Origin of the sequence: Nostoc sp. MS1, from assembly GCF_019976755.1 — a bacterium.
Classification (GTDB): Bacteria; Cyanobacteriota; Cyanobacteriia; order Cyanobacteriales; family Nostocaceae; genus Trichormus.
The window spans coordinates 1,477,661-1,495,621 of the sequence record NZ_AP023441.1 but is presented as its reverse complement, the minus strand read 5'-3'; the positions used below and the strand labels follow the sequence as shown (position 1 = coordinate 1,495,621).

At 42.2% G+C, this 17,961-nt stretch carries 18 protein-coding genes; 6 read left to right on the top strand and 12 right to left on the bottom strand.

The genetic code is table 11. From position 1 onward, the window contains the following. The first annotated feature begins 179 nt into the window (after positions 1 to 179). Entirely contained in the window at positions 180 to 833 is a 654-nt protein-coding gene (gene tsaB / locus NSMS1_RS06560; protein WP_224092030.1) for a tRNA (adenosine(37)-N6)-threonylcarbamoyltransferase complex dimerization subunit type 1 TsaB, read from the top strand. Positions 834 to 873: 40 nt separating this feature from the next. Then, a complete protein-coding gene (locus NSMS1_RS06555) occupies positions 874 to 1,581 on the top strand; it encodes a Uma2 family endonuclease (RefSeq protein ID WP_224092028.1) in 708 nt (235 codons plus the stop codon). Between the two features lie 106 nt (positions 1,582 to 1,687). Here the strand turns inward: NSMS1_RS06555 and NSMS1_RS06550 are convergent, their stop codons facing one another. Continuing rightward, positions 1,688 to 2,971 carry an aspartate aminotransferase family protein gene (locus NSMS1_RS06550; protein ID WP_224092026.1) on the bottom strand — a complete coding sequence of 428 codons (1,284 nt, stop codon included), beginning with the start codon at positions 2,969 to 2,971 and terminating at the stop codon, positions 1,688 to 1,690. 232 nt (positions 2,972 to 3,203) lie between these two features. Here NSMS1_RS06550 and NSMS1_RS06545 point away from each other — a divergent pair, with 232 nt between their 5' ends. Further along, positions 3,204 to 4,268: a potassium channel family protein gene (locus NSMS1_RS06545; RefSeq protein ID WP_317986583.1), complete on the top strand. Its 1,065-nt coding sequence runs from the start codon at positions 3,204 to 3,206 to the stop codon at positions 4,266 to 4,268. 206 nt (positions 4,269 to 4,474) lie between these two features. Here the strand turns inward: NSMS1_RS06545 and NSMS1_RS06540 are convergent, their stop codons facing one another. The 8 genes from NSMS1_RS06540 to NSMS1_RS06505 all read right to left on the bottom strand — a co-directional run bounded on the left by NSMS1_RS06540 (position 4,475) and on the right by NSMS1_RS06505 (position 9,964). Further along, positions 4,475 to 5,482: a heme-dependent oxidative N-demethylase family protein gene (locus tag NSMS1_RS06540; protein WP_224092024.1), complete on the bottom strand. Its 1,008-nt coding sequence runs from the start codon at positions 5,480 to 5,482 to the stop codon at positions 4,475 to 4,477. A gap of 31 nt (positions 5,483 to 5,513) precedes the next feature. Next, positions 5,514 to 6,095 carry a methylmalonic aciduria and homocystinuria type D protein gene (locus NSMS1_RS06535; protein WP_224092022.1) on the bottom strand — a complete coding sequence of 194 codons (582 nt, stop codon included), beginning with the start codon at positions 6,093 to 6,095 and terminating at the stop codon, positions 5,514 to 5,516. Positions 6,096 to 6,350: 255 nt separating this feature from the next. After that, positions 6,351 to 6,557, bottom strand: coding sequence for a glycogen debranching protein (locus NSMS1_RS06530; RefSeq protein WP_224092020.1), 207 nt, complete (start codon positions 6,555 to 6,557; stop codon positions 6,351 to 6,353). 94 nt (positions 6,558 to 6,651) lie between these two features. Beyond that, entirely contained in the window at positions 6,652 to 7,050 is a 399-nt protein-coding gene (locus NSMS1_RS06525) for a hypothetical protein (protein ID WP_224092018.1), read from the bottom strand. Between the two features lie 195 nt (positions 7,051 to 7,245). Then, complete coding sequence (locus tag NSMS1_RS06520; protein WP_224092016.1) at positions 7,246 to 7,887, bottom strand: MotA/TolQ/ExbB proton channel family protein; 642 nt, start codon at positions 7,885 to 7,887, stop codon at positions 7,246 to 7,248. Between the two features lie 91 nt (positions 7,888 to 7,978). After that, complete coding sequence (locus tag NSMS1_RS06515) at positions 7,979 to 8,260, bottom strand: hypothetical protein (protein ID WP_224092013.1); 282 nt, start codon at positions 8,258 to 8,260, stop codon at positions 7,979 to 7,981. A 67-nt stretch (positions 8,261 to 8,327) separates the two neighbouring features. Further along, complete coding sequence (locus tag NSMS1_RS06510) at positions 8,328 to 9,365, bottom strand: ABC transporter permease (protein ID WP_224092012.1); 1,038 nt, start codon at positions 9,363 to 9,365, stop codon at positions 8,328 to 8,330. Positions 9,366 to 9,445: 80 nt separating this feature from the next. Continuing rightward, positions 9,446 to 9,964 carry an adenine phosphoribosyltransferase gene (locus NSMS1_RS06505; RefSeq protein WP_224092010.1) on the bottom strand — a complete coding sequence of 173 codons (519 nt, stop codon included), beginning with the start codon at positions 9,962 to 9,964 and terminating at the stop codon, positions 9,446 to 9,448. Between the two features lie 527 nt (positions 9,965 to 10,491). Here NSMS1_RS06505 and NSMS1_RS06500 point away from each other — a divergent pair. Together NSMS1_RS06500 and NSMS1_RS06495 are read left to right on the top strand one after the other, a co-directional pair. Next, entirely contained in the window at positions 10,492 to 11,118 is a 627-nt protein-coding gene (locus tag NSMS1_RS06500) for a DUF3038 domain-containing protein (RefSeq protein ID WP_224092009.1), read from the top strand. Continuing rightward, positions 11,115 to 12,581: a DUF4335 domain-containing protein gene (locus NSMS1_RS06495; protein ID WP_224092008.1), complete on the top strand. Its 1,467-nt coding sequence runs from the start codon at positions 11,115 to 11,117 to the stop codon at positions 12,579 to 12,581. Before NSMS1_RS06500 ends, NSMS1_RS06495 begins: the two co-directional genes overlap by 4 nt. 61 nt (positions 12,582 to 12,642) lie before the next feature. Here NSMS1_RS06495 and NSMS1_RS06490 read toward each other — a convergent pair whose 3' ends face one another. Next, on the bottom strand, positions 12,643 to 14,913 hold the full coding sequence (locus NSMS1_RS06490; protein WP_224092007.1) for a transglycosylase domain-containing protein: 2,271 nt from the start codon (positions 14,911 to 14,913) through the stop codon (positions 12,643 to 12,645). 575 nt (positions 14,914 to 15,488) lie between these two features. Here NSMS1_RS06490 and NSMS1_RS06485 point away from each other — a divergent pair. Further along, entirely contained in the window at positions 15,489 to 16,172 is a 684-nt protein-coding gene (locus tag NSMS1_RS06485; RefSeq protein WP_224092006.1) for a hypothetical protein, read from the top strand. Between the two features lie 98 nt (positions 16,173 to 16,270). Here NSMS1_RS06485 and lspA read toward each other — a convergent pair whose 3' ends face one another. Further along, positions 16,271 to 16,747, bottom strand: coding sequence for a signal peptidase II (gene lspA, locus NSMS1_RS06480; RefSeq protein ID WP_224095141.1), 477 nt, complete (start codon positions 16,745 to 16,747; stop codon positions 16,271 to 16,273). Between the two features lie 176 nt (positions 16,748 to 16,923). After that, complete coding sequence (locus tag NSMS1_RS06475; protein ID WP_224092005.1) at positions 16,924 to 17,514, bottom strand: biotin transporter BioY; 591 nt, start codon at positions 17,512 to 17,514, stop codon at positions 16,924 to 16,926. Positions 17,515 to 17,961: the final 447 nt, after the last annotated feature.

Genomic DNA, 17,961 nt, shown 5'->3' with positions numbered 1-17,961 from the left:
TCATATAGTGGGGATTGGTAATAGGTAATAGGTGATGGGAGAGAACAATTATCTATTACCGACCAAAGCAAGCATATCGTAAGTAATTATCTGGTCTTATTATTGGTTGGATAGTGCCAAATTTGCTATTGTGTGGTTGAATAAATAAATTGTGTAACCTGTATAAAAATTAATTAACTTTGACTACGCAATTGGCAAGAAAAACGCAAATATACGCTTTATCGCTGCACACGACTACTCCAGAATTGGGTTTATCAATAAGTAATTTTGCTGGTGAAACTCGTTCTCAAGTTTGGAATTTAGGGCGTGATTTATCTTCTTACATACATCAATATTTGCTGGAGTTTGTCGCCCCTCAAACATGGTCAGACTTGGCTTTTATTGCAGTTGCCAAAGGGCCTGGAGGTTACACGGGGACTCGTATCGGTGTTGTTATTGCCCGGACTTTAGGACAGCAGTTAAATATTCCTGTGTTTGGGATTTCGACAATGGCGGCTGTGGCTTGGCAGGAAATAAGTAAATCTCAAAACACAAAAGCTATTGCTGTAGAAATGCCAGCCCAAAGAGGACAGATATTTGGCGGTATTTACCAGCTTTCGGCTGATGGTGCTGAATTAATAACTTTGTTGCCTGATGCTGTATTTACACCCCAAGCATGGCAAGAAACTCTAGCTAACTGGCAGAGTGAATATCAGTTAGTGGAAGCTAAATCTGGGTTAGCGGCGACGGTGACAAATGTTTTGCAACTTGCTTATTTAGAATGGCAACAAGGAAAGCGTCCCAATTGGTCTGAGGCTTTACCTTATTATGGGCAGCATCCTGTAGATATTTAATTCACAATGTGATTAATGGTGAAATTGCTGAGGTAAGACCATGAAAACCATAAAACTTAATGCGCCTATTACTCTCCTATCAACCCTTCCACCTTTAGAAAACGGCGATAAACTCACACGCCCTGAATTTGAACGTCGTTACGATGCTATGCCACAGGTGAAAAAAGCAGAACTGATTGAAGGAATTGTTTTTATGGCATCTCCCTTACGAGTGACAGGTCATGGTGAACCCCATGCTGATGTAATGATTTGGTTAGGAGTTTATAAAGTTGCTACACCCGGAGTTAAACTTGCTGATAATGCTACTGTACGTCTAGATGCAGATAATGAACCTCAACCAGATGCGTGTTTGAGAATTGCTAATGGCGGACAAACTACTGTCAGCGATGATGATTACATCGAAGGTGCGCCTGAGTTAATTGTAGAAGTTGCGGCGAGTAGTGTGTCAATTGACTTGCATGAGAAATTAAAAGTTTACCGTCGCAATCAAGTACAAGAGTATTTAGTCTGGCGAGTTTATGACGGTCAATTTGACTGGTTCAAGTTACGCGAAGGGGAGTATGTGCAGATAGAACCTAATGCTGATGGTGTAGTCTGTTCTCAAGTATTTCCGGGTTTATGGTTAGATAAGTCGGCTTTAATAGAGGGAAATTTAGCAAAGGTTCTAGAAGTCTTACAGCAGGGTTTAGCTAGTGCAGAACATCAGAGTTTTGTGGAAAAAATCTCATCTGTAGCAGGTAACAAGTGAAAGAAAACGGGAAAAAGCTAATCCACCCAGACGGCTATACAAAGCCAACCGCCGATACACACAGATAAATATCGGCGTATATCGGCGGTTATGATTAATCTATGACTTACGCTGTCACAGTTGCTAAAGCTTTTTCTAGGGTTTGTAAGGCAAGATTTACTTCTGCCTCTGTCACAATTAACGGCGGCACAAAGCGGACAACTTTCGGCCCGGCTGGCACTAACAATAAGCCTTCACTAATAGCGGCTTTCACCACCTCAGCAGCAGTTAACTGGATATCTGCTTTTAATTCCAAACCGTTGATTAAACCCCAGCCGCGTACTTCAGTCAGATGATGAGGATATTTAGCGGCGATCGCTCTTAACCCACTTCTCAACTGTTCCCCTCTATGTTGCACATTCTCCAAAATATTCTCTTTCTCCAGGGTTTGACACACAGCCAACGCCACCCCACAAGCAAAGGGATTTCCGCCAAAGGTGCTGGCGTGTTCTCCTGGCTGGAACACATCACAGAATTTCTTACTCATCATTGCACCGATGGGGATACCACCACCCAAACCCTTGGCGCTGGTGAAAATATCTGGTTCTACACCCAGATGTTCATAACCCCATAACTTTCCACTGCGTCCCATGCCAACTTGCACTTCGTCGAAAATCAACAAAATACCAGTTTCATTACAAATTTGTCGCAGCTTTTGGAAGTATTCCACATCACCAGGACGAACGCCACCTTCCCCTTGTAGTGGTTCGATAAGAATGGCAGCGACGCGATAATCCCCCTCATCTAACTCGCTGATGGCTGTTTCTATCGCGCCAATATCGTTGTAATCTACATAGTGAAATCCGGGTACTAGGGGGTCAAAATATTTTTGGTATTTTGCTTGCCCAGTTGCGGTAATGGTTGCCAATGTCCGACCGTGGAAACTAGCATTGGCTGTTAAAATAATAGGCTTGTCTATGTCTAGAACTGTATGAGCATATTTACGCGCTAGTTTGATAGCTGCTTCGTTGGCTTCCGCGCCAGAGTTACAGAAAAATACGCGGTCTGCACAAGAATGTTGAATAATCCATTGGGCTAATTCACCCTGTTCGGGAATATAAAACAAATTAGAAACATGGTGCAGCTTTTGGATTTGGCGGTTCACCGCTTCTACCATAGCTGGATGGGCGTGTCCTAACGTACAAGTGGCAATCCCCGCTACAAAGTCTAGGTACTCTCTGCCTTGAGTATCCCACACACGGCAGCCTGCACCCCGTTCTAGGGCTAGGGGAAACCGGGCATAGGTAGACATTACAGATGCGTCAAAGCTATCTGTACTAAAAGGGTTAGATGCGGCAGCACCTGACTCTGGGGAGTTCGTGACTTGCTCAAGTAGAGTTGGTAGGCTCACTAATGCTCCTCCTGCAAATTAATAATTGTATACTTACTTACTAGTTTCCTAGACTTTCTTAAAAATAACTTTTTATTGATTATGTTTCCAACTTCCTTTTGAGCTTAACATTATTAGGGTTATCTAGGGGTATGAGGGTTGGAGGGTTCAAAGTTCTTATACCTTTACAGCCTGCCAAAGCAGAGACTCTTGTTGCGTAAGCTGTGATTATACTTAGTGGTGGAAGATAACCTTGTATTCAACTTTTGAGCAAAAATACGAACGCATCCAAAAAGAGTTAATGGGCGGGGCGATCGCACTTTGTGGCGTACTCATCCTCGGTACTTTGTGGTACAGGTTGATAGAAGGTTGGTCATGGGAAGATGCAGCTTACATGACCGTTATCACCTTAGCCACTGTGGGATATGGCGAAACCCACCCCCTTGGTAGTCGAGGACGTTTGTTTACTATTGCTCTAATTTTGTTGGGTGTAGTTAATATTAGTTACATTGTCAACAGATTTACAGAAGCAGTTATTCAGGGCTACTTTCAACAAGGTATACGCTTAAGGCAACAGAGGCGATTAATGGCATCCTTATCAGAACATTATATAATCTGTGGATTTAGTCGAACTGGTCGTCAAATTGCTAAGGAATTTCGGGCAGAAGGTGTACCATTTGTTGTGATTGATTCAGAAACAGACTCAGTAGAAAGGGCGCAGAATGAAGGTTACGTTGTCTTTCAAGGTGACGCAACTCTCGATGATACCTTGCTGAAGGTTGGCATTGAACGGGCTATTTGTTTAGTTGCTGCCCTCCCTTCTGATGCTGAGAATTTATACACTGTTTTATCAGCAAAAACGCTGAATCCTAAAATTAGAGCGATCGCCAGAGCCAGTACAGAAGAAGCGTTGCAAAAATTACAACGTGGCGGTGCTGATGCTGTCATTTCCCCTTATATCACTGGCGGTAAACGTATGGCGGCAGCAGCCCTTAGACCACAGGTTTTAGACTTTGTAGACGGGATTCTCACAGGTGCAGATCGTCAACTGTACATGGAAGAATTTTTACTTGACCCCGCATTTTGTCCTTTCGTCGGTCAAACATTACAAAGAGCGAGTTTGCGATCGCAAACTGGTGCATTAGTCCTCGCCATTCGCCGCCTTGATGGTACTCTTATCGGCGGCCCCACAGGCGACACAGTATTAATGCCAGGAGATACCCTCATTTGTATGGGAACAGCCGAACAACTGCAAAACCTCAACCAACTCCTCGGCCCCATCGGTTCTCAGCAGTTGCGTAAACCTAAGAACAGTTAAACACAGAGGAACTAGGGTATAAGTAAGTCGGTGGGAAAAAACAAAACTAAGTTAAGAAAGGTAAACAAAGCTATAACCCTCTTCCCTTCTCCGCAGTTGCTCCACTTGGGCAAAGCCCAAGACCGCACTGCTCTCTGCCTCCTGCCTTGCCATAATCGATAATTTTTAACACTGAGCTACTTATTTTCAAAATTACGAACTACGAATTACGAATTACTGATTAGCCACTGCAAAATATTATTCCGACTCTCTGCCAAACCTTTGTATACAAGTGACTCTGCTGTCATAGATTCAAGAGCAGCATACAGCTTAGAACGTAAAACTGAGTCTTGCTTAATTAAACTACAATCCCGAAAGTAAGTACGAATGGTAAATAGTGCAGTTTCCCATTCTGGTAAACCCCAAATAACTTGACGTTCAATTCGTAGATAAAGTTTAGGTGATTGCAAATCAAACTTTCTACCTTGCCACTGACTAGGCGATATATGAGGCGGGGGTTCAGGATGATGGTTAAGGCGTGTGTCTGTACTTAAACCCCAAGCAAAGCGCACTGTGGGTTTTCTAGCAATCATTGTATTAACGATCGCCTCAGATCGGCGATTAATTTTTTCCATCCCAGCCACAGGTGCATGAATTGCCGCAAAATCTCTGCCTATTTTCTCCTCGGCTGACCAATGGTTGGGATAACACAAATGCACTGCACTCAGCCAATTAATACCATCAGCGCGACGACAAATTACACTTAAATCTTCTTGTATCTGTGCAGCTAAAGCATCAAGAGTTGAGGCATAACCGGGGAATACAGGACTCTTGGGAGTTAAAACCTGTTGCAAATCCCCACCTGAATTGAGGTATAAAGTTTCTTGAGTTAAATAACTATGGAATTTCCCAGTATTAGCTGTTTGTTCCCACTCAAAATGTTGGGGGTGTTCTGCTATAAGACGCTCAATGATTAAACGAGCGATCGCTCCTGCTACAGTCTGAGTATAATTATAAGTCTGGTAATACTTGCTTAACCTTTCCCTACGGGCTAAAAGTTTGGCTTGCCTGTAATAATGAAAATTATTATCAATTTGAAATACATGTTTATCAGCCTGACCATTGCCCAAATTTGAACCAAAAGGTAGCATCCCTGGCTTAACTTCATACCTGCCATTCATCAGAGGAAAATAAATAGCAGCACCATCATAGTTTTCAACTGTCTGAACTTCCATGAACTAGTTAGCAGAAGTGACTATTTTTATATTACTGGCTACTAATTACTGACCCTTCCTCAACTTCTTGCCAGCCGTGCATAGATGCAATGCTTTTAACTTCCCATTCCACAATCATGGGTGGTGCGGCGGAGAGAAAAATACTGGGATAAACAGCAGTTCCCCAAGTAGGATGAACTATGACACAACACTTATTTTTTAAGACTGGGTAATTAAGTAAAGCTTTGACTACGGCTGTATCATTATGGGGAATTACCCCAGGACGAGAAAGCAGAGGGTAGCCTGTGCGGGGGTCTATCAGGTCTGCGAAATAACCGCGATCGCGTAAATTAAAAGCTAAATCGCAGCCAAACCTCATAAACTTTTCTCGTAAATTTTCCTTCTCCCGTTCAATTTCTGCCGTACTTTTTACCAAAGGATACTGTGATTTTTGTAAAAAAATCACTACCCAAAACAAAGGTTCTTTTTGCCAGTCTGGTAATATCCGTTCGCGGTTGGCACAGATATACGGACTAGGTTTATGAATGGAAATCTGAACCGCTTGCCCCTTTTTGCCAACCAAATTAATGGGACAGCTTTGTTCCACAGTATATACTCTGGGATAGTTCACCACATTTATTCGGTGTTCGCAAGTTTTTAATTTCTTCTTTAAAATTGATGATAACTCTTAATACTTCCAAAAACTTATAAAACTTTCCGCAAAAAACGATAAATTGTTAATTTTTAATCTGATTTTTATCGTTCATTAACCTCATCCAATATTAACCCTAGAAGTGGTGAGCATTGCCCACCCCTCTACTAAAACTTACACATGATAATAACTAAAGGATTATCTACACAGTCGGCTTTACTCGCCATATACTTTTAACTAATTGAGTTTTAAAGCATTAACAGGCACTTCATCCCAAGAATCAACTGTGCGCAAACGTGCTACCCAACCAGATGCTTTTTGATTATCGGTCAAGTTTTTCTCAAAAGACTCATGACAATCTTTCGCCTGAGACTCGTTACAACAGGCAATGCAGGCATGAATCATTCCCGATGGATCAATCTGCTCATTTACCCAAATAGTCATAAAATAACCTTAGAGAAACGGTTGAGTCGTTAACAAAGCTAATATAGCAATTCCCAAGCACATGAAATACACTCCACCCGTGCTATCACTCACCCTAGCCATCTGACTTTAGTTCTTGTCGCTTAAACGTTAGTTTAATCGCTCCTTTACCGCCAGCTTTCGCACCGTTACCAATTAATTTGACTTCTCCTTCACCACTAATTTCTATTGATAGTTCGATTTCTTCTAGCTTTAAGCCAGAGTTTGTATCTGCTTGTTTTTCCGCACGACTAAACAAGCGTCCTACCACTTGTAAAAAGTTAGTCATGTTTTGTTCTAATGTTTCGGCGCTGACTTTGACTGCATCGCCTACACCTCTGCTGGTGGTATCCGTGGGTACGTCTTCCCGCCAACCGCGTTTATTATTCACTCCGCCTTTTGTCCCGTCAGGTAAGGAAATTTCTGGTGTGTCGTCGGTGACTATCCAAATGCTGCTTGGTGATGTTTCTGGCATAGTGCGTTTAAGTATTTTTCAGTATCTTTCCATAAATCTATGAGACTACTTCACACTGAAGCAAAAAATTTTCAGGGGTGATATGCGATCGCTATAAGGGAAAATCTGACTATTCCTAGCATTCAAGTTTTAAAAATGTCGGCGCTCTATGTGGCTAGACTCATAATGCACCGAAAGGGTAATTTTGAATTGATATTATCCCTGTTTACCCTTCCGCTCATAACGACGGCGGTAGAGTAATTCTAACTGTCCGCCATATTCCTGAATCCAGGCAATCTGACGCTGGTATAATCCTCGAAAACTATTAGCAAAAAATAGAGTAAAAATAGCAACAATTAAGCCAGTGGCGGTAGAAACCAAAGCTTCACTAATACCAGCAGTCACACCGGCCGTTTTAGTACCTCCTACATCACCAATATTTAAAGAGGCAAAAGAAGTAATTAACCCCAAAACAGTACCTAACAAACCTAATAAGGGTGATAGACCGATGATAGTATCAAAAATATTTTGGAAGCGTTTGAGGACAGGTATTTCAGCTTGAGCCTCAGTTTCTAAAGCTAAACGAAATTCTTCTGGTGTTGCTTCCTCCAATTCCAAAGCAGCCAAAAAAATCCGCGCGATGGGTAAATCTGCATTTCGTCGTAATAGCTCTAAAGCACTAACCACATCATCTAAGCGATAAAGTTTGATAACTCCTTGGGCTACACGGTTTTGCTTACCTGTAACTTTTACCCAAAAAATTACACGTTCTATAATTAGAGCCACCGCTAATAGAGAAAATGCCAGCAGTGGCCATATAACCACGCCTCCGGCTGTAAATAGATTAGTAATAGTCATTAGTCATTGTCATTGGTCATTAGTCATTAGTCATTAGTCCACAGTCCATAGTTAATAGTCAACAGTGCATCCAAAGTCAGTTTAAAATTCTCTAGCTGTGCTGTAAAAACTCAACTTTAGGTAATAAAGGATCGCTAACAACTGCAACACCTGTAAAACCCCAGCGTTTTAGCAAGCTTCCCAACTGTGTACCAGGAATAGATTCGACAGTAAAGCGGCTTGCCAAATCTCCTGCATGGGTGTTGAGATAGCTTAACGCATCAAAATTTTCTCGAAACAACAGCAAATAACCTGAAGCATCTTCACTAGGACGAGCCGTCAAATAACGACCATCAGCTTTTGAGCGTATTAGGTAATGAACTTCGGAGAGCATGAGGGGGAAGGGGGAAAATAGCTATGGACTAATGACTAATTACTAATGACTAATTACTAATTACTAATTACTCTAACCGGATACGTGGATCGACTACTTTGAGTAATAGGTCAGCTAGTAAGTTACCAACGTTTAATAAAACGGCACTCATGACTAGACTGGCCATGACTAAATACTGGTCTTTGGCAATTACAGCTTGTAAGGTTAATCTGCCTAAACCTGGCCAGTTGAAGAATTGTTCGGCGATAAATGCACCACCTAATAAGCCTGCTAATTCAAAACCTAAAAGGGTAATTAAAGGGTTTACGGCGTTACGTAGCGCATGAACGTAAATAACTTTATTCTCTGGTAGTCCTTTGGCGCGTGCGGTTTGGATGTAATCTTGTCGCAGTACGTCTAGTAATTCGCCGCGAGTGATGCGTTGTAAGCCGGCAAAACTGGTGATACTCAAAGCGATGGTGGGTAAAATCATGTGCCAGCCGACATCAATAATTTTCCCAAACCAAGATAAATCGCCGTGATCAATACTGGTCATTCCACCTACTGGAAATAAGGGTGAGGTGACTTGCGCAAATACGAGTAGAATCAGTACAGTGATAAAGCTGGGAAATCCTTGTCCTGTGTAGCTAATCACTTGTAAAATTCGGTCGGTGGCTCGGTTTTGTTTGACAGCCGCCACTATACCCAAAGGAATGGCGATCGCCCATGTCATAATCAAAGAAGCGATCGCTAGTATCAATGTTGCAGGTATTCTCTCCCACAATAAGGATGATACTGAGCGTTGATAAACGAAACTTGTACCGAAATCTCCTTTGGTGAGAATACGCCACAGCCACAGCCAATACTGTTCCACCCAAGATTTATCTAAACCAAACTGTCTTTTTAGTTCTTCTATCCGTTCTGGTGAAATTTTCGGATTTTGCCGTAATGTATCTATATAATCTCCAGGAGACAATTTCATAATAAAGAACGACAGCGCCGAAGCTAAAAACAACGTCAACAGCGCTTGTAATATTCTCTTAACTATGTAAATAAATGTTTCGCTGGTGACAAGCCGAATCAGCCAATCCCAACGATTTTCCCAGCTAATTTTTGTAGATGTCATAGTTGTTTAGTCATTAGTCATTGGTCATTAGTCAACAGTCAACGGTTAGCAGTCAACCGTTAACATCGTTGGACTATTACCTAATACTCCACTAAGGAAATAATAGGTACATCAGGCAGAAGTTTTCGCCCCTGTAAATCCCGTAGCTCGATAATAAACCCAAATCCTACTAATTCACAGCCAATCTGCTGTACTAACTTAGCTGTGGCGCTGGCTGTGCCACCTGTGGCAATTAAATCGTCTACAATTAAAACTCTGCTGTTTTGATTTAAAGCATCTTGATGTAGTTCTAAACAGTCAGTGCCGTACTCTAGTTCATATTCAACCGAGTGTACTGCTGCTGGTAACTTACCTTTTTTACGGACAGGAATAAAACCAGCACTCAATTTATAAGCTAGGGGAGTGCCGAAAATAAACCCCCGTGATTCCATACCAAGCACGTAATCTATCTGGAAATTTGCTTCTAAGCATTTTTCAGCAAATAAGTCAATAGTATATCGCAATCCTTGGCGATCGCGCAGTAGAGTAGTGATATCTCGAAATAAAATTCCAGGCTTAGGAAAATCAGGGATGTCACGAATGAGAGATTTTAGATCCATATGTTGGGATTGGGTATTAGGGATGAGGGAGATGAGGGAGATGAGGGAGATGAGGGAGATGAGGGAGATGAGGGAGATGAGGGAGACAAAGTAAGTATATAGTTCTATGCTTACTCCCCCATCTTCCCCTACTTCCCCATCTCCCCTATCTCCCGTTCCCCGCCCCTTACACCTGAAAAATGTACACTATAATGTCATACGCTTGGGATTAAGGCTACTGTCTCCTGATCCATTGCTCCTAATCCATTGACGATACGGAGAATCTACATCAAGCTTATAGGTGGATTTATACTCGTAAACCAGGAGAGTAAAATTATTTATGCTTTAAAAACACATCTATACTTAATAAGTCAATTTCTGCATAAAACAAGTTAAGTAATGTATATATCAAATAACTCGGCTACGGCCGCCCGTTTAATCTGGTTGTTTGACACAGAATCTTTCCCGGTTTGGGGAGACAAGTTTTAAATTTTTAACTCCGCGAAGCGGTACTAGTTTATTGGAACTGCACAAGGTATTTTAGAGTAATGAATGCTTCTGCTAGCTTAACGCCGTTTAATAGTCCAACACCCCCATCATTGCCGATGATTTTGGACACTTTACCAGATCCCGCGATCGCTGGACAGGGATGTCCCGCTAGAACCAGGTTGCAAATTGATTTAATTTTATTGGCAATTGAAGCATTAGAACTGGGTGGTTCTGAAGCGATATTGGCGTTTGCGGAAGAGTTGGACTTAAAGGGAATTGTTAAAGATCGGGTAAATTTGTGGCGGATGCGTTCCTCCAACCCTATTCGCCGCGCCCATATGCGCCGCCCTTTAACCATTATGGAAGCAAAGGCTTTAGTCGTCATTGCTTGTTACATTGCGCGGCGTTTGACGGTGGTGATTCGCCAAATGCTGATGATTTGTCAACAACTCAATGATAAGCAAATTCCCTTAGAACAGAATTTACGTCTATCTAATTATTTAGAAAGATTTAGAGCGCATTTTAAGAGTAGAATGAATGCCCGTCGTTTTGGAGCATTAGCATTAAATTCTGATGAAAAATTGGACGAACTAGCAATAAATCTGTTAGGACAATTACTATTTTGTACTGGTACTGCTGGAATGCAGCGATTTTGGATCAGTCTATTTGACGGTGAAGTGGAATGAACATTCAACGAAAGTATAGTCTACCTAATTGTACGTTACTCTTAGAGGGATTAAGTGATGCAAGTAGAGGCGTAGGTTTTCAGGAACTACGTCCTGAATTATCAATTTTAGTCAACGCCGAATGTTATATATCTGGGTATAATCAACCCTTAGCTGGGGGACGAGAATTTTTTGAAAGCTTAGTGAGAGCAGTTAGTGGCTATGCTCAAGAGTTTTTGAGTAATGTGCCGAACCCCCAAGCACACAATCAAGATTCAGAATTAGTAGAAATTCAAAAAATTGACACTAATCGTCATAAATTAATTGTACATTCCGAGAATGCACCAGAAGAATTTAATACAAACGCTAACTATAATAATCAACCAATAGAAGTAGATTTAAATACAGTACAGTTGTTTGATTTAGTAGAAGCTGTAGATCAGTTTTTTGCTGATACGCAAACTTTACCAGAGTTATCACTAGAATTACAACCGGTTACTAGACGTTATGGTGGTGCTAGTCAAGCCATCCTCAAACAAGCAGTACCAGCAACTGTTGGTGTTTCTAGTTTAGCTGTGGCGGCGATCGCCTTTAGCTTTATTCCTGCACCACAAATACGTGTACCAGAACCAAAACCACAGCAGCAAAGTAATTCCGCCACTCCCACAACTAATCCTAGCCCTGCATCAGCAACCGCAGCCACACCAGAGGCTACCCCTAGCACCACAGCCGCACCCATAGCAGAGGCTAGCCCCACCGCCACACCAGCCGCCACCACCCAACCGACAGTTCAAGATTTAGAAGCACTGTTAAATAAAGTTCCAGAAATCACCGATCCTTCCCAATTAAGAGCTTTAAATCGGCAAGTTTGGAACCAAATCGAGCCAGCGTGGAATAATCGTTCTGCAATCAAGCAGAATTTGATTTATCGTGTTGGTGTCGCGGCGGATGGCGCAATTGTGGGTTACAAAGCAGTTAATCAAGGAGCTAACGAAGGCATTGAATCAACACCTCTGCCTAACCTCCTTTACAATATTGCTGGCCGTCGTCCCAGTGGTAATGAACCCATCGCTCAATTTAAAGTAGTCTTTAATAACAATGGTGTATTAGAAGTTAGCCCTTGGCGCGGATATGTGAGAACACCAGAAGTAATTGGTGCAAAAATTACCGATACTAACACCATCAAATCCTTAAACCAAAAACTTTACGATACAGTCCGGCAAAATTGGGCTGGTACTCCCACCTTTACTAAAGATTTGAAGTACCGCGTCGCCGTCAATAAGGACGGTACAATTGCTGACTATGAACCCCTAAATCAAGTAGCCTTTGACAATTTCCGGGAAACACCCTTACCCCAAATGTTTCAATCGGTTTACGGTTCCAACTCAGCCGCACCCAACAACAAAGAACCCCTAGCCCACTTCCAGGTAGTATTTGAACCCAGTGGTAAGTTAGAAGTAACTCCTTGGCAGGGATATAAATAAATCAGTGGACAATGGACAGTGGACAGGGCAAATAACCTGTCAACTGTCAACTGTCAACTGTTCACCTAGTAATTTTCCGCATATAATTTCCCCACAACTGCGCGGCTTGGGCGCTGCTACCAGAGGTGGGGGAATTGTTGTCGTTTCCCAACCAAATACCAGTAGCTAACCTGCGGTTGGGAATAAAACCAATAAACCACAAGTCAACGTTGTTGTTGGTTGTACCAGTTTTTCCAGCTTCCCCTAAGCCAAGGGCTGCACTACGTCCTGTACCTCTAGTAATTACACCCTGCATTAAATCAGTCATTTCGTCAGCTACAGGTTGTGGTAAAACTCTTTTATTTGCTTCCCGGTTGTTATCAAAAGAATATATGACACGACAGGTTTTTAAATCATTGCGATCGCTACAATCACTACTATCTAAAATCCGACTAATAGCATGAGGAGGATTCCACAAGCCATCATTACCAATTGCCGCAAAAGCCCCTGTCATTTCCAATACATTAACTACACTTTGACCCAAAACTAAACCCGGTACTGGATCAAGTTGAGACTTTATCCCTAAACGCTGTGCCATCGATACTACTTTATCTAGCCCAATCTCTTTAGCTACTCTCAAAGCGATAGGGTTTTCCGACAAAGCTAATCCTGTGGCAATATCATAACTCCCATCAGGGCCAGAACGGCAAGGTTTGTAAGTAAACCCCTGCCATGTCAAAGGGGCGCAAGAATAGGTTTTAGATGCTGGTATGCCCTGCAATATAGCCTGGGTATAAGCAAAAATTTTAAAGGTGGAACCGGGTTGTCTTTGGGCTTGCACCGCCCGATTAAACTGACTACTTTTGTAATCAGTTCCGCCTACCATTGCCAAAATACCACCTGTTCTGGTGTCCAGTGTGACCATTGCTCCTTGGGAAAAGCGAAAGTTGGAACCAGCCGTGCTAACTGAATTTCGCAAAGATGCTTCCGCTTGAGTCTGCATGGTTGGATCAAGCTGGGTTTCAATGATGTAATTCCCCTCTCTCGCCGAACCTTCTCCTAAAATTGATTCCAACTCTTGGAAAACATAGTTATAAAAATAAGGGGCAATTGTCTTGGCTTGTTGTTCACAAACCTTGGGACTTACTTGCACCGTGGATCTTCTGGCTCGGTTCGCTTCTTCTGGGGTAATTTGCCCCATTTCCAACATCCGCTTAATTACACGGTTGCGGTAGTCGGCGGCTTCTAGTTTATTCGGCCCGCTTCCACAAAAATCAAAGGCATTAGGCGCAGGTAAAATCCCTACTAAAGTGGCTGCTTCGGCCAAGGTTAATTGCTTGGCTGGCTTATCAAAGTAATATTTTGCCGCATCTTCAAAGCCAGAGGTATCTGCACCCAAAAATACCCTGTTTAGATACATCAGCAAAATGTCATCTTTGCTGTAAAAGGCTTCTAGTTTGAGAGAAACGATCGCCTCGCGCAATTTCCGCCCCAAGGAGTCCTGTCTACCCACATACTCACGGAACAAACTCCGGGCGACTTGTTGGGTGATGGTACTAGCTCCCTGTTGGACATCACCACTGCGAGTATTAATTAAAACAGCCCTTAATATACCTAGAGGGTCTACCCCAAAGTGCCAATTGTAGCGACTATCCTCAGATGCTACTACTGCCTTTGCTAAATAGGGGCCAAAATCATCTAAGCGCTTCATATCTACGTGAGAGACTGTCCGAGGCTCACGTAAGGGTGTACTTCCATCACGGGCATAAACTACTACAGGAGCGCGACTGGCTGTAGGTAAGGGTCTAACAGGAAACTTTAGCCATTCTACGCCGATAACTAATGCTAACAAAGCACTGACACCACCAACACCATAGCCTGCCCAAGTGGCAGTTTTTACATACCAAGGTGGTGGATCGACATATTGTAGGCGCACAGACGCTGCTAATTCTGGCGGCCCCAAGGTGAGGATATCACCGTGACGTAGTTCTAGGGTGTTAACTCGCCTTTTACCTCGGTAGATACCATTAGTCGAGTTTTCATCCTTGATAATGAAAACTGCGGTACGCTGACTAGAATCCCGTGATAATGAAAGGTGAATTTGGCTAACTACTGGGTTACGGACAACTATATCACTGGATTTGGAACTGCGACCGAGAACATAGCGATCGCCCAGTAGCGGATACACCTCAGCTTTATCAGCCCCTGCATCCTGCACCCAGAGTTCCGGCACTTTGGCATTAGGTTTGAGCGCTAGCTTGGAAAAATCAACCCTAGCTTGAATTGTATTGACTGCTTGAGTCACTTTACCAAGTAACGTTTGTGGCTTTTGGGGAGGTTGGGGGGAGTTCATCGGCTATCCATATCACAATTGATTACGCGAGTGCGTGTTAGTTGTTATTTGTCCGTGGTCAGTTGTGAGTCATCTTTACATATATCTGTCACTAATTAGTAACCACCGACCACTGATAAAACTCTATCCTTTTTACAGGTAGAGTTTTTTATGAGCTTCAGATGCAGCTACAGACCAATCTCAACATTGGTCTGTCATCACTATTTTACTCTTAAGCAAAAGTAATTTAGCTATACGGTATTGTGAATGATTGAATATTATCTCAACATTATATCTAGACCGTACATTTACTTGGTTGATATGATTACTTCATGTATACACAGGAAAGATTTGATAGCTAATTGATAATGCCTGTTTTACCTAATGCTAAAGAGCAAAACACAATATTTAACATTTTTATGTTTGTAATTTTAAGAACCTCTCAACTATAAATTACCAATCTAAATTTTACCGCTTCAGCATAGCTATTCACCAGAGCATAACGCCGAACATCTTCCTAAATGAATATTTTCTAAAATTCAATTGTTTGGTTTAATGGTGCGAAGTGTTCCGTTTCCGTTGAGGTTAAGTTCAGAATGAAGGGAAAATCTCTGACTTTGATTGGTACAGCTTTGACTTTAGCCCTTACAAGTAATATTGCTGTTGCTCAATCTAGTAAATCCCAAATTGCCCAAGCTAGTGACTCATCCAGCAGTTCACCAACGGAAATCAAGCTATCACCAGAAGGATTTAAAATTCTGTGTGAGCGTTTCCCTCTTAATTCCCGTTGCCCAGGCAATAGCGCCAATACATCTGGTGGTTCTAGCAATACCACTGTAGAAACTCAGCCTACTGAAAGCACAACCCCATCTACAACAGTTACTCCAGAAACTACAACACCCGCAGCAGGTAGTACAACCCCTGCACCTAGCGATAACCCAGAAACCACAACCCCTGCACCTGGAAATACTCTACCCGCACCTGGAGCGACTCCAGAAACAACACCAGCGCCAGGAAATACTAATCTCCCTGCACCTACCGAACCACCAGCAACCACAACACCCGCACCAGGTGGCAACAATCTTACTGCACCTACCGAACCACCAGCAACCACAACACCCGCACCAGGTAGCAGCAATCTTACTGTACCTACCGAACCACCAGCAACCACAACACCAAAATCAGATAATCCTGGTAGCATAACCCCAGAATCAAATAGCAATTCTCCTACCAAAGCTCCTAATTCTGGTGTCTTAAAAACTCCTACCACTGGTAATTAGGGTTTTACCTGTTGCTTTTATTAGAAAACTCTGATAAAAGCCTTATAACAACAACATACAAGAGAAAAAGGCTAGGGTAACTTCCCCAGCCTTTTTCTTTATCTAGACCGCATATTAGGAGTAGGCGGTTTTTGAAAGGAAGCAATTAGTAGGCAAACAATACCAATACTAATAAATGAGTCTGCCATATTAAAAACAGCAAAGTTAATCAAGCGAAAATCTAGAAAATCGACTACATATCCTAAAGCAAACCGATCAATACCATTACCCATAGCACCACCAAGGATCAAACCGTATCCCAGTTGATCCCAACGATGTAGAACTGGGCCAAACAATCCCACACCGATTAATAGTAAACTCACACCTAAAGACAGCCAGCGTAGCCATTCTACCTTGCCACTAAACAGACTAAAAGCTGCACCTGTATTTGTGACATAGGTAAAGTGAAAGATACCCGGTAGCAGTGGTAATGTCTCTCCCAAACTGAAAGATTGCACTATCCAGTATTTGGTCACTTGGTCTACAAAAAAAGCAATAAAAGCAGCTATCCAGAAAAGGCGATTTTTGAAACGCATGGTAGGTTTAGTCAATAGTCAACAGTCCACAGTGAGTCCAGTCCTGAAGGCGGGTTTCCAGCCGTAGGGAACTGGCGAACCCGAAGGGTCAACAGTCCACAGTCAACAGTCAACAGTCCACAGTCAAAGAATGAATTTCGACTATGGACTAATGACTAATGACTAATGACCAATGACTAATAAAACATTAAGTGTCGCAACACATATGCTACTACAGACACAGCACATACTACAGCTAATTGTCCGGGAATTGCCCACCAAGAGTATATGAGTATGGATTGCATTAAGGATATGCTGTCTGTGCCTTGCCAATTAAAAAAAGACCTAATTAGTAGATAGGTAATACCGCATAGGTGGACGCTGATTAAGCCACAGATACAACTAAAGGTGAGAGTTTCTATTTTCGGTCTAGCTTTAAAGGCTAACAAACCACAAATCCAAGCGCCAGGAATGAAGCCTAGTAGATAACCAAACTGTGATGCTCTCACATAACCTATATTACCGCCACCATCGGAAAAAACTGGGTGCAGAGTCAAACCCATAACTAAATAGGCAATTTGTGAGAGCGCACCCGCATTTTTGCCCCCTAAACAACCTACTAAAAGCACTGCACCAACTTGATAGCTGACACCTAAAGAAAAAGTTTTAATTCCGTACTGACTCCAATTCCAAGGTAAGGTAATACCATAGGCTTCTAAGAACGTACCACCTATTGTTAGGAGTAAGCCAATCATAGACCAAAGTAGTTGATTCGAGGCGGCAATCATTTATTAGGCACAAAAAATATGAAAGCAACAGCAACCAGTATAGGCATTAATTATGTAAGTGAAACTCGTACTGATTTTTTTGTCGGTCATCTCATGTTTATTAGATTACTTATGTAATTAGTTGAGGTTACGGTTACTAATTAAGTACTGAAAATTCATAAATTAACCGGAATAAATATTCTGTCTCCGTTTTTGACGGACTTTTTCTACAGCAAGTTCATACTCAATTTATGTAATTCCTCTGTTGTATTTGATTAATAGGGCTGCTATTTGGAGTGGGCGATCAGCTACGCTGGGCGGAACGCCATCGCTAAAAACGAGGACAACTTATCGCTGCTGCACATGACGCTTGAATCTAATTTACATCGGCTACCAAATAATTCTTTATAAAAATTTTATACAAATTAAGTATAAAATATTTCTCAGTATCATAGAAGGAACTTTGGC